The sequence below is a fragment of the Caballeronia pedi genome, assembly GCF_001544915.2.
In the GTDB taxonomy this organism is placed as follows: domain Bacteria; phylum Pseudomonadota; class Gammaproteobacteria; order Burkholderiales; family Burkholderiaceae; genus Caballeronia; species Caballeronia pedi.
The window spans coordinates 34,809-48,089 of the sequence record NZ_FCOE02000015.1; the positions used below are offsets into that span (position 1 = coordinate 34,809).

8 protein-coding genes are annotated in these 13,281 nt (G+C 60.8%); 3 read left to right on the forward strand and 5 right to left on the reverse strand.

Annotated features, from left to right (window positions below; translation table 11 throughout):
• Nucleotides 1-263: 263 nt before the first annotated feature.
• From tssM to tssH, 5 genes are read right to left on the reverse strand one after another with little or no spacing between them, the layout of a single operon-like run.
• Nucleotides 264-4,004, reverse strand: coding sequence for a type VI secretion system membrane subunit TssM (tssM, locus tag AWB80_RS22135; RefSeq protein WP_208635674.1), 3,741 nt, complete (start codon nt 4,002-4,004; stop codon nt 264-266).
• Complete coding sequence (gene tssA / locus AWB80_RS22140; protein WP_061176798.1) at nt 4,001-5,482, reverse strand: type VI secretion system protein TssA; 1,482 nt, start codon at nt 5,480-5,482, stop codon at nt 4,001-4,003. The genes tssM and tssA overlap by 4 nt, the downstream gene beginning before the upstream one ends.
• The gene (vasI, locus tag AWB80_RS22145; RefSeq protein WP_087131513.1) at nt 5,470-6,210 is read right to left on the reverse strand and encodes a type VI secretion system-associated protein VasI; all 741 of its coding nucleotides are present in this window, start codon (nt 6,208-6,210) and stop codon (nt 5,470-5,472) included. Before vasI ends, tssA begins: the two co-directional genes overlap by 13 nt.
• Complete coding sequence (locus tag AWB80_RS22150) at nt 6,207-7,829, reverse strand: sigma-54 interaction domain-containing protein (protein WP_208635675.1); 1,623 nt, start codon at nt 7,827-7,829, stop codon at nt 6,207-6,209. Before AWB80_RS22150 ends, vasI begins: the two co-directional genes overlap by 4 nt.
• Nucleotides 7,830-7,837: 8 nt before the next feature.
• Nucleotides 7,838-10,441, reverse strand: coding sequence for a type VI secretion system ATPase TssH (tssH, locus tag AWB80_RS22155; protein WP_061176800.1), 2,604 nt, complete (start codon nt 10,439-10,441; stop codon nt 7,838-7,840).
• Between the two features lie 285 nt (nt 10,442-10,726).
• Between tssH and tssB the strand changes: the two genes are divergently transcribed.
• From tssB to tssE, 3 genes are all read left to right on the forward strand, one after another.
• Nucleotides 10,727-11,236, forward strand: coding sequence for a type VI secretion system contractile sheath small subunit (tssB, locus tag AWB80_RS22160; RefSeq protein ID WP_061176801.1), 510 nt, complete (start codon nt 10,727-10,729; stop codon nt 11,234-11,236).
• A gap of 90 nt (nt 11,237-11,326) precedes the next feature.
• On the forward strand, nt 11,327-12,808 hold the full coding sequence (gene tssC, locus AWB80_RS22165; RefSeq protein WP_061176802.1) for a type VI secretion system contractile sheath large subunit: 1,482 nt from the start codon (nt 11,327-11,329) through the stop codon (nt 12,806-12,808).
• A 39-nt stretch (nt 12,809-12,847) separates the two neighbouring features.
• A complete protein-coding gene (gene tssE, locus AWB80_RS22170) occupies nt 12,848-13,276 on the forward strand; it encodes a type VI secretion system baseplate subunit TssE (RefSeq protein ID WP_061176803.1) in 429 nt (142 codons plus the stop codon).
• The last annotated feature ends 5 nt before the right edge of the window (nt 13,277-13,281 follow it).

The window sequence follows — 13,281 nt, forward strand, 5'->3', positions numbered from 1 at the left end:
ATAGGAAGGTAAAACTAACAGGCCGCCCATCCACTCATTGAACCATTGAAATCACATCGCTGAATCGGTCAAGCAAGCCAGCGCGACAAGACGGCCATTGCGTCCAGAATTGATGCAACTTCACATGAGTGCTTCGCACTTCCAGCTTCGGAGCTCCAGACAAGCACCTGATTCATCGCAGCGTAAATCTGCGAAATTCAGTCGAACCCGCCGCGAATCGTTCCAATGCAGACCGTCCGTAGCGGGTTTTGTCTTCAACAACGTCAACTTGCCGGTGTGGCCGGCGACGACGAAACAGTCTGCTTGACCGGCGTACCTTCCTGGGCCCCGGTATCCCTCAACAACGTGTGTGGTAGCGCAAAGCCACTGAAGATACGTTGTGTGAATGGATTGTTGGCCTTCTCGGCCGTGATCCGGTAACGCATCGCACCACCGTCGTCTGCCGTGAAGCTCAAATCCACACTACTCGCCGTGGCGCCATTCAACTGGGCTCGGCTTAACAGCCGGAACAGCGACCATGCGCCTTGATACACCAAACTGCTACTGCTGCCGTTGCTATTGACTAGCGTCACACGGCTCTCCGTGCTGGCGCCCAGGCTGTTAGGCCAGATCAAACCTACGCCGGTACTGGGGCCGTGGTCATACGTGATCAACTGCCCCTCCACTCCCAACACGGCGCTACGCCGGTTCGGCGTCAGCCCTCTCGGCTCCACGGTGAATTGCACACCCAGCGCACCGCGATTGTTGAAGAAGGCATCGCGGATCCGGCTGGCCGCCTCCAGCTGCGTCATGACATCAGTGCGCACGAGATAGCCGCCGCGGCGCTCGAAATACAACGCATCGAGATTGTCTTCCAGGAACACCTTCAGGTACTTGTCCCTGAACTGCTGCAGTCGACCCTGCGGCCCGAAGAACGCTTCGAAGTCTTCTAGTGAGGCATCTGTGCGGCTGGCCGGATCAAACGGATAGCGTCCGGCCAGATGCGCGCTGTAGAAGCTGTAGACCTCCGTATCCCAGCGTCGCTCGAGTTCGCGCAACGCTTCGACGAGCAAGACCTGAGATGATTCGCTCGCCAGCGATTTAACCTGCTGATTGAGCGGCTCCGGCAATCCCGCAGCGATTCGCTGGAGGTTACTGATCGGGTCCAGTCCCTTGAGCGCGAAACGGTCAAGCACGACACCCAACGCTGCCTTGCCACGATCGGGACTGTCCTGCACGGACTTCATCACATCGCGCACATTGGCGATCGCCGTCATAGTCTCGTCCAAATAGGCCGGCTTGTCTCCTTTCGCAGACAACGTCCCAACGAGCGTTGCGAAGGGGCGAGCGATGTCCGCCGCTTGTTTGCGGTCGGCTTCGCTGACTGGTTTGGCGCTTTTTGCCTTCGTGTCGTCCGTCGAGTACAACACTGCGTTGTCTCGCGTTGTCTCCAACAGGCGACGCATTGGCGCCGCCGGACTCGTGATGCTCTCGAGCACACTGACCGCTTGTCCGATATCGTTGAAATCCACGATGTCGAGCTGATTCAATCCTCGGCGCCAGGCGCCCACGTAGTCCGCGCTATAGATCGCGCGAATGCGCTCGCCGAGTTCCTGCTCATCCGCCGCCGAGTAGTCGATGCGGTTGCGCTCGCCCAGTGTCCATTGATCAATCATGGCCAGTTCGGTGAGATTCCCGCTGTGCGGACCGAAGTAGTCGCGAAAGCCCCTCGCCGTCAGCAGCGCATCGATACGCGTACCCTGATTCGCGTCACCCTGCGCGCCGGTGGCCGCGAGCTTGTAGACAATATCGAACGCCGGCCCGATTTCCTGGCGCAAATCCAGCGGCGAATGCAGCATGGCTTCAGCCTGCTGCTGCATCGTCATATAGACGCGCTGAGGCATGGGGATCTGCCGTAGTTGCTGCTGCACCTCGGTCACCCGAGCGTGGTATTGCGGCAGATCGGTGTCGGCGTACTTCATCGCGTAATCAAGATGACGCATCAGAGCGTTCTGAGTGGCGCCATCTTCTGGCATCGCCATCTGCCAGTACCGAGCCATCCAGTCTTCCACGATCGGCGCGCGGCGATTCTGTCGATCCTCGATCATGCGATACACCCGCAAGGCTTCCAGTTCAACGCTACTGTTGGCCGGTGCGGCATTAAGCGCATCTATGACGCCACCGGCGAGCGCTGGCAAGAAACGCTGAGACAACAGCTTCAGATACGCCTCATCCACCTTTGGGCCGATCCTTCGTCCCTGGTACAGGCCCATGTCGGCCACCCCGGGCCATGCCGAACGATAGTCGCCATAGACGGACACCGCCGCGCGGATCTGGTCGAGCGGTTGCAGGAGATTGCGGCCCGTAGCGTCGACATTCGCGTCGATGTTGCGGCCGCGGAAATCGCGACTCTTGGCGAGCACGCTCAACGCCATGTCGCGATTGACGGTGTAATAGTGATGCCAGCCTCCGATGATCAGCAGACTACCAAGCGCGGCAACGCCACAGCCCACCCACAGGATGTGCTTCTTGGTAGCCAGTACCTTGAGGTTGTCGCCTGCGAGCCCTGCTTCCGGGTAGATCACACGTTGAAACAACTGCTGGGCGAAATAGACCATGCCACGCCCAGCCGGCTGCGCGCGCATGAGCGGGGCGTCGAGTCCGTAGGACTGCGCGGCTGCCGAGACGAATGTGTTGCTGAGAAGTCCCTGCTGATACACAGAAGAAAAGTACACGCCGCGGGGCAAGGCCGGGGTCGCGTAGCGGTCGCTCGCGAGCACATCGGCGAGAAAGCCGAACAGGATAGAACGGATACCATCGAGCTGGCGAGCCAACGAAAACAGCGCTTCGCGCTGAACCAACACCGCCAGCTCGCTCAATGCGTCGAAAATTTGCTCATTGAGTCGCGCGATAAAAGCGTCGTAGAGGCCGGAGAGTTCTTCTTGCCACGCGTTGAAATCCTGCACCGAGTTCAACGTAAAGGTGAACCCGAAGATGTCCTCGCGAACGGAACGCGGCAAACGCGCGAAGAAAGTATCGAACCCCTCTAGCTGATCGAACTTGCTCAACACGACGTAGACCGGCGGTCGCGTGCCCAAATGGCTACTGAGTTCGGTCAGACGCGAGCGCAAGAGGATCGCGAGCGCCTTGCGATCGCTCGCCTTCTGATTGAGCAGGGTCACCAGATCAACCATCAGGACGACGCCGTTCAGTGGACGGCGACTGCGATTGCGGCCCAGCCAGTCGATCAAGTTGTTCCACAGGCTCGCCTGGGTGCCGGGCGGCAAGGGATGACCATGTGCAGAGGTCGCGGAAGGATTCGCTGCCGACGCCACCAGCGCACTGGCCGTGCCGTTGGCGGAGGTTGCCACATCGACTGCCTGCGCCTCGGCATTCGCCACCATGGTATCGCCTCCAGCCATGTCGGACTGGCTGATGATCTCCCCTGGCGGATCAATCAACACGGCTTGTTCGCCGATCCACCAATCAATGTCGTAGGCCAACTCCGGATCGCTCGACGCCCCGCGACTGCCCGCCTTGGTCACACCCGTGAGCGAGAAGCTCTGGCCGGAACGATTGATGAAACTCGTCTTGCCCGCGCCTTCCTGGCCAAGCACCAGATACCAGGGCAACTGATAGAGCGTGTCACGCCCCGTCAGGTTAGACCTGAGCGTCTCCAGACTGTGATCGAGCGCGCGTTCTTGCGCATGTACATAGCGCAAACGAGCGTCCTTCTCGCTCGCTTCCTTTTTCCTTTGCTCGGCCTCCAGGCGCTGATTGCGGTGACGCAAGACCAGCGCCCAGGTCACGATCGGCACCATGAGCAGCACGAGCGTCAACAAGACGCGAACAGGCAGACTGGCAAGGGGGTGAGTGTCGCGCCATGTCCACTGCGGCCCAAGCCACCATATGCCCACCAGAAGAAATAGAAGTCCGAGCAGTAACAGCACCGGCATGGCACTGCGGAATTGGTTGCGCAGAAGCGAACCGTACCGCTTAAAGAATGACCACAGCTTCGACATCATGATGCTTCTTGCCCCTTGCTTCTTTGTTCTGAATTCAACGACGGCGGATTTTGTTTGGCGAGATGACCGTAAAGATCCGGCTCCCACTGCTCGGCCAGCGTAACCTGCATGAGACGCCCGACGCTGGCGTACAGATCGGCGGCAAGCCACGACAAACCACGGGAGGCGAGCAGGTCAGCCGCAATGACCGTGGCGTAACAGCGCTGGCGCGGCGCATGAAATGTCGACTGCAGATCCTGAAGGCGCCGCAGCACGACTTCCACCCCCTCCTGATCCAGTTGTGCGACAAGCTCTTCGCGCAAGCCCGCATACTCTGGCACAGCAACAGCAGCGCGGTGTCCATCCTCTGAAGCGCCGCCCAACCAGCTGCGCGTTTCAGGATCCACGAACGGCCGGCCGTCGCTAAAGCAAAGTTCGGCCACGATCGGCATGCGCGTGATGAAGCGGGTCGCGGCATGGCGAATCGCCTCGGCCACTTCTTTCATCTCCAGCCGTTCGGCAATACCGGCTGCGAGGAAACTGCCGCGTATCCAGTAGGGTGACGCCACTACGCTTTTCTCAACGCGCTGCAACAGCACCGGATTGACTGCATTGCGAGTGAGCGCTTCCTGATAGCCGTCCACGATGTCGCCCGGCACGCCCATCAGTTCGGTGCGCTGCTCACGTCGGGCGGCGGGCGCAACCCGCAAATGTCCCCAGAGCGCGAAGCGGCGCAGTTGATAGCCGGTGGGATCATAGGGATCCTGCAGGTTGACCAAATCCGCCACGGCCAGGAGCGAGCGGCGATTGTCGCGTTCTTCGCCGAGCCGCAACGTATTGCTGGTGCTGAAAAATTCCTCGCTGATCGCAGCGCTCGCGCTCGGGCCCTGTGAAGGCGCGGACGACTGCTTTGACGACGCCGTGTCCGGCGCCTGTGTTGCTTCAGTCGCCTGACGCAGCTTCGCCTCCAGCCGGTTCATCAGTGGCGCGTCGAGCTGGGCTGTGGCGGCAACTGCCTGCAACTCGCCCAATTTCTCTTGAGCAAAAGCCTGCTGGTCTTTCGTGAAGGTGTGTGGATCCAGATCGCCTGATGCCTGGACCAGTCGTTCGATCAGCATCGCCGCCAGCTTGCGCTTGAGCCCGTAGCCGCCCGGTCCCGGTTTCGGATGGCCTGTTTCCCAGTATTGTGTGGTCAAGCCGGCGAAAAGACCGAGCGCTTCGATCCACGCCTGCCAACTTCGCGCCCGCAAATATGCCGTGATCAGGTGTCCTGCCACGCGAAAATGCTTGCACTGCTGAGCGAGGTATCGCCGCGAGGCCTGATCGACGTATGTCCAGTTCAGTGCGGCCTGATGCAAACCGCCTAGCTTCATCATCTCCGCGTCGATGGCCTGGAAGGTCTCGTCGTCCTCATCGAAGCGGCCCGCTGGCTGGCCCGGCCCAAGCGGCTCCAGCAGCGTTTTGAGATCAAGGGGAGAAAAGCCGCTCACCAGTGACACGCCTCCCGCTCCTGCGCGATCAACGCCTTCAGGCCCGTGGCGTCAAACATCAACCCGTCCGCCTGCGGGTAGTCGCTTTCGATCCGCAGGCGAGCGCCGTCGCTCAAGCGCCGCACAAGATCGATCGCAACGAGTCCTCGTCCGGCGTCTACGACATCGCCGGTGTCAAGCACCTGCCAAGTCGTGGCGTCGGACAATGGCTTACCGTCCAAAAAAAGGCGCATGCGCATACGGTTGCTGGACACGAGTTCGCTCGTGAGCAATTGCAGCCTCGTGATACCCGAGATGCAACTCACCACTAGGTAAGGTCGCGGCGCTGCACTGCCCAGCGCAGGCGCGGAAATAATCATCTGCGCCCCGTCGGAGTCGTCGGTGGCCACACGCGAAAGCAGGAACTGAGTGCTCGCGCCCCGGCGCTCGGCTTCGTTGCGCTGAACCAGCGCAGCGATGGCCGAGCGGCCGGCGGGTGCAGATCGCGCCTGGAGATCCGCGTCCGAGACCGCGGCCGGCGCACTGGGAGCGACTGTTGAATCGGCCTTCGGATCGGCATGTTCAGGCGGCGTGCCGGCCGCCGCATCAAAACACGCCAAGCGTCGAACCGGCGAGGCAATCGACGTGCAATCGTGCCAGGGTGCGGCGGCCGTGCTCTTATCGTGTGGGCCGCATCCTGCAAGCCCGAGCGTCGTCGTCAGCAACGACAGCGACAACAACGTTACGAATAACCTCATGAAACGTGACTCTCCTGATCAAGATTCCATTTCTGACATTTACGCGCCAGTGTGCGTTTGGGGATACCGAGGCTCACTGCCGCGCGACTGCGCGACCCGTCGGACTGCCTCAGACGCTGGCGGATCAGCATCTGTTCGAAGGCGTCCACAGCCTGGGGCAAACTGGGCATGGATAGCAGTTCGCGCACACTCTGATCGACGGGCCCCGGAGCGGCCTCTCGCTGAGCGCATTGCTCGGGAACGGTCGGCACGTCCAGACTCACCTTGAGCCTGCGTAGCGCCTCGACGCCGATCCTGGCGCCAGGACCGACATACTCGGCCGCGGCCATGACAAGACTGCGCAACTCGCGCACGTTGCCCGGAAAGGTCTGGCCACACAGCCAGGCGAGCGCCTGCTCGTCGATACCGCTTAAATGCGCCCGCCGCTCACGGTTGAAATGCAGCAAAACGTGCATCGCCAGGGCGGGAATGTCTTCGGCACGTTCGCGCAGCGATGGCATATGCAACGTCATCTGCCGGATGCGAAAGTAGAGATCCTCACGAAACCGGTTTTCGCGGATGAGTCTGGGCAAAGGCTGATGCGTCGCGCAGATCAGACGAAAATCTGACTCGCACTCCCGCGTCGAGCCAACGGGCCGGTATCTCTTTTCATTGAGCACACGTAGCAGGGTCGCTTGCAGCGGCAACGGCATGTCGCCGATTTCATCCAGAAAGAGCGTGCCGCCGTTCGCCTCCGCAACCAGACCGCTGCGTGATTGAGTCGCGCCAGTGAATGCACCCTTGACGCTGCCGAACAGTTCCGCCTCGATCAGTTCGGCTGAAATCGCAGCGCAGTTGACCGGGACGAACGCGCCGCTGCGCGAGGACGCCTGATGAATCAGCCAAGCCGCATGGTCCTTGCCTGTTCCTGTTTCGCCCGTGATCAAGGTCGACAGGCTCGAGTCGGCCAACCTGAGCATATCCTCGCGGATGGACCGAGCCTGTGCGCTTTTCCCAATGAACTCCGCCGCCAGCAAACGCTGCGCGCGCGAGCGCCCCTGTTCGGCCTCGAGTCTGTGCGCGACCGTGCGCTCATAGCGCAAGCGTTGCGCTTCGTCCATCTGCTCGCTCAGCCGCGCGAAGAGCTGTTCGTGCATGCCAGCGAGTGTCTGCCACACGGGATCGGTTCGCCACGCGCGCAGCGTCACAGCGGAGCCGACGAACACCAGCACGGCCAGTGTATGCGCGCGCGTGCTGCACAACGGCATGGCCAGCAGCGCGCACCGCGCCGGAAAGTGCTCGCGCAACAGGTCAAACCCCTGTCCCACCGACACGAGTTGATCGACGTGGTCAACCTGACACGGCTCGCTGCCTAAGAGGCTGTACACCAGCGGATTGTCGAGTTCGCCCATTTCGATGACGGGCCACTCCTGCGTGGATGTGGCCAATGACGTGGCCGTGGCCGCCTTGACATCGGTCAAAGGTAAGAGTCGTTCGCCCGTAACGTCCTGGGCATAGCAAAACGCCAGCTGCACGCCTCCCGACTGAACGACGCCTTGCATAAACGCGCCGCACAATTCATTCAGTTGTGCCGCGGACACCATGTCCTGCCCGATCCTCGCCACCGCTAGCGCATCCATCCGCATGCTCAATGCAGGACAGCTGAAAAGGCGTTGTTTTCCCAACCGAGCGTAGCCTGGGCGAACGACTCACCTGACGCCATGCGTTGCAGCACGGCGAGGGACAAGGGCGGCAAGAGTTCACCGTCAAGATTGGCATCAAGCATGCGCGCGCCGTTCTCGTGACGGATGCAACGCGCGCGCAGTTCGAACCGTGCGCTGTCGTCAATCTTGAGCCCCGCCTCATAACGCTCGGCGAATTGCGCGATCAAGCGCCCCAAGCGAGCATCAATTATGTCCGCGAGCACACTTTCGTCCAGATAGCGGTACGGCACCACCTGCATGCGGGCCAGCAACGCGGGCTTAAAAAAGTGCATCAGGCGCTTGCGCAGCGACTCGTCGTCCAGGTCATTCAGCAAACCATCCTGCTGGTCAAAGCCCAGATTGGAAGTCAGGAAGAACAACACATTCCGGCAGTCGATGAGCCGCCCTTCACCATCGGAAAGCTCGCCCTTGTCGAACGCCTGATAGAAAATGTTGAGCACCTCAGGATGCGCTTTCTCCACCTCGTCGAGGAGCACGACCGAATAGGGCCGCTGACGGATGGCTTCGGTCAGAATGCCGCCTTCGCCGTAGCCGACGTATCCCGGCGGTGCACCCAGCAGGCGGGACACCGTGTGTTTCTCCTGATACTCGGACATGTTGATCGTGGTGAGAAACTGTCGACCGCCAAAGAGTGTATCGGCCAGCGCCAGCGCCGTTTCGGTCTTCCCCACGCCGCTTGGGCCCACCAGCAGGAACGCACCGAGCGGCGTGCCCGGACGCCTGAGATCGGCCATCGCCGTCAAGAGATGACGATAAAGATGATCGAGCGCTGCGTCCTGCCCCTTCACCCGTTCGCGCAGCATGGCCGGCAGCGCCTCCAGACGCTCCATCCGGTCGCTGCTGATGCTCGTGGCCGGTATCCCGGTCCAATCGGCGATCACCTGAGCGATTTGCTCGCGACCCACGTCCGCGTGCAGGAGCGCGCCTTCGCGCTGAAGTTCGGCCAGCGCCAAAACCTTGACAGATAAGGTCGTTCGCGTTGCCTCATCGCTTTCGGACGCGTCGGATGACTCGTTCTCTTCGGCCTGATGTCGCAAGGTGAGGATTTCATCCACCAACGCTTTCTGCTGCTGCCACGTTGTGTTAAGGCGTTCGATCTGTGCGTTGACCTCCTCGCGCGCCTGTTCGAGCGCTTGCAGCCTGCGCGCATCGACCGCACGCCCTGCTCGTTCGTCGCGCGCCAGATGAGCCGCTTCCGCCTCGATCTGCATACGCTCGTGCTCCAGCGCCGAGAGCCGCCGCGGCGGTTCACCCAACGCGGTGGCCACTCGCGCGCACGCGGTGTCCAGCACGTCGATGGCCTTATCCGGTAACTGACGTCCCGACAGGTAGCGCGTCGATAAGTCGACTGCCGCCCGCACGGCATCGTCGCCGATCTCCACCCGATGCGCCTTTTCATAGACCGCGCGCAAGCCGCGAAGGATATGGACCGCCTGCGTCTCATCGGGCGGATCGAGCTTCACCAGCTGGAAGCGCCGGGCGAGCGCCGGGTCCTTCTCAAAGTACTTCTTGTATTCGGACCAGGTCGTGGCGGCGATCGTGCGCAACTCGCCACGCGCGAGCGCCGGCTTCAGCAGATTGGCCGCATCGCTGCCACCGGCGGCATTGCCCGCGCCAATTAACGTGTGCGCTTCGTCGATGAACAGAATGATCGGCTGCGCGGAGACCTTGACTTCATCGATGACCGCCTTGAGGCGCTTTTCGAATTCGCCCTTGACCGCAGCGCCTGCTTGTAGTGCACCCAGGTCCAGCCCCCAGAGCGAAACCTGACGGAGCGGTTCGGGCACCCGCCCCTGCATGATGCGCAACGCCAGTCCCTCGACCACCGCGCTTTTGCCGACGCCGGCATCGCCCACCACGATTGGGTTGTTCTTGCGACGCCGCGACAGAATATCGATCATCAGGTCGATCTCGGCGTCCCGGCACAAGACCGGGTCGATGCGTCCCGCGCGCGCCCGCGCCGTGAAATCATGGCCATAGCGCGCGAGCGCCGTCTGCCCCTCTGCGTTTGCGGAACTCGTCTGCGACGTCGCAGACGACGCGGAATCCGGCGTTTCCACTGATGGCGCGAGCAGTGTGGGGAATTGCTTGCGCCATGCTTCCCGGTTGAAGGCCTCGAACAACCGCACGGCCGCCAGCGGCAAATATCGCGCCGGATTGAGCAGCGCCGCCAGCAACAGCGTCCCGCCGCGAATCTCCTTTTGCTCCAGTTCGACCGAACCCAGCAGCCAGGCTTCCTGCAGCAACTCGACCAGCAGCGGCGAGAACGCCGGGTATTGAGCGGGACTGTCATCCTGGGGCACAAACGCCGTCGCGAGAGCCTGGCGTACCGCGTCGAGTTCCAGCCCTGCGTGTCGCAACACGATACGCAAGTCGCCCTGCGGCGTATCGAGCAGCTTGAACAATAGATGAGGCGCCGTAACTTCGGCGCCTCGCTGGCTGATGCACAGGCTCGCCGCCTCTTCAAGGCCATGACGGCAAAACAGGTTCAGCCGTCCAATCAACGCCGGTAGATCAACTCTGATCATGCACTCAGTTCTCTTTCAATGAACGTCAGGCACATGCCTGACTAATAGCAGTTATTTCTCACACCGACGGATCATATGAAGTGCTTATTATTTAAGCAACGTGTTTTCTTATGCCGAGAACCCGTGAGCAGACCACTTATAAACATCGAGATATATCAGAATAGTCCTAAGTGGTCCTTTTTTAGTTAATTGTTCGAACTGCTGTTGAAAATCCGTGCAACGACCGTTTACCATTGCTGTACCACAGGTATGGTGCCTCGATATATCCGTCAGGAGTCTTGGATAATGACAAAAAAATCTTCATCCGTTGCGCCGCAAGAGCGCATCAACATCAAGTACGTTCCTGCAACGGGCGATCAGCAGGCCGAAGTCGAGCTGCCCCTGAAGATGCTGGTGACCGGCAACTTCAAGGGACACGAAGAAGCCGCGCCGCTGGAGGACCGTCAGGCCGTTCGCATCGACAAGGAAACGTTCGATGACGTTCTCGCCAAGGCCGAGCTAAATCTGATAATGGACGTGCCCGCGAGGCTTGCCGATGGCGGCGTCAATGACACGCTTGCGGTCGACCTGAACTTCAAGTCCATGCAGGACTTCGCACCCGATGCGATTGCCCAGCAGGTTCCCGAACTGCGCAAGCTGCTGGACCTGCGCGAGGCGCTGGTCGCACTCAAGGGTCCGCTCGGTAATGTGCCCGCGTTCCGCAAGCAGTTGCAGACGCTACTCGCTGATGACGCCGCACGCGCGCAACTCGCCAGCGAACTCAATCTGGTGCTTGAGCAGCCGGCCAAGAACTGACCGGCGCCTGATCCTCGAAAAATCGATGACGGACCAACGCCGCGGCGTTGCTCCGTCTTACCTGAAGCGTTGAGCAAAGATCTCCGTCTCATGAATCAACAAGAAAGCACGTTCGTCGCCGCAACGGATCCGTCCGCCTCCACGGGCCTGCTGGACCAGATCATGGCCCAGACCCGTATTGAGCCCAACCATGAAGGCTACGCCGTGGCCGAGCGAGGAGTGGCCGCCTTCATCGCGGAAATGCTCAAGAGCGGTGAACAGGAGCAGCCGGTCAACAAGCATCTGGTCGACCAGATGATCGCCGAAATCGATCGGAAGCTAAGCGCCCAGATGGACGAGATCCTGCACCAGCCACGGCTCCAAGAGCTCGAATCGGCATGGCGTGGACTCCAACTGCTGGTCAATCGCACCGATTTCCGCGAGAACATCAAGCTGGAGATGTTGCACGTCACCAAGGAAGAGTTGCTGGACGACTTCGAGGGTGCCGCCGATATTACGCGCAGCGGCCTCTACAAGCACGTCTACACGGCGGGTTACGGTCAGTTCGGCGGCGAGCCGGTGGCGACCATGGTCGGCAACTACACCTTCGGACCATCCTCGCCCGACATCAAGCTGCTCAGCTATCTGGCCTCGGTCGGCGCGATGGCGCATGCCCCCTTTCTGGCCGCTGCCGGTCCGGAGTTCTTCAATCTGGAGAACTTCAACGATCTGCCGAACCTGAAGGAACTGAAGGACATCTTCGAAGGTCCGCGCTTCACCAAGTGGCGCAACCTGCGCGAATCGGAAGACGCGCGCTATCTCGGCCTGACCATGCCTCGCTTTTTGCTGCGTCAGCCGTACGATCCGCTCGAAAACCCGGTGCGCAGCTTCGCCTATCGTGAAGGCATCGATGGCAACCACGACAACTATCTGTGGGGCAACACGGCCTATCTGATGGCAAGCCGCATCTCCGAGAGCTTCGCGCGTTTCCGCTGGTGCCCGAACATCATCGGCCCGCAGTCGGGTGGCGCAATCGATGATCTGCCTGTGCACCTGTACGAATCGTTGGGGCAGCTTCAAGCCAAGATTCCGACTGAGGTGCTGATCTCCGATCGCAAGGAATTCGAGCTTTCCGAGGAAGGCTTCATTCCGCTGACCATGCGCAAGGACAGCGACAACGCGGCGTTTTTCTCGGCCAACTCGATCCAGAAACCCAAGCTCTTCGCAAAAACCGCCGAAGGCCAGCAGGCGCAAACCAACTACAAGCTGGGCACGCAACTGCCCTACATGTTCATCATCAATCGCCTGGCGCACTACATCAAGGTGCTGCAGCGCGAACAGATTGGTAGCTGGAAGGAGCGTCAGGATCTCGAGCGCGAACTCAACACGTGGCTGAAGCAATACATCGCCGATCAGGAGAATCCGTCCTCCGACGTGCGCAGCCGCCGTCCGTTGCGCGCGGCGCGTATCGAAGTGATGGACGTGGCAGGCAACCCGGGTTGGTATCAGGTCTCCATGTCGGTACGTCCGCACTTCAAGTACATGGGCGCCAGCTTCGAGTTGTCGCTGGTCGGTCGACTCGATCAGGAATAAGCGGTCGAAATCTAGCCTCTCGATAAGGAGAAGCACGTCATGCCCAGGTCGCTCGGTCAAGGCAGCCTGTTCGAAAGGCTCGACCCTGACATCCCGCCGCTACGCTTGCGCACGCGTGAGCAACTGGCGCAAGAACGCGTTCAGGCTGTCCGCAGGCACCTGCAGTGGCTGCTCAACAGCCGCCAGGGCGGCTCGCTGAGCAGCCCTGAGCTCGGTCTCCGCGATTTCAATGACGCGGTGACCGGCAGCGCGGATCTGTTGTTGCAGGTTCGCCGCGATATCGAGGCGATGGTGTCCGCGTTTGAGCCTCGCATTTCCGTACTCGGGGTCCGGGCTTGCCCAGACGCCGAGCAGCCGCTGGACCTGCATTTCAGGCTCGACTGCCTCATGCCCGTTTTCAACAAGGAAGAGCAGTTGGAAATCGAACTCGTGATTCATCACCAGAACCGACAGGCGCGGATCGTCTAAGATCA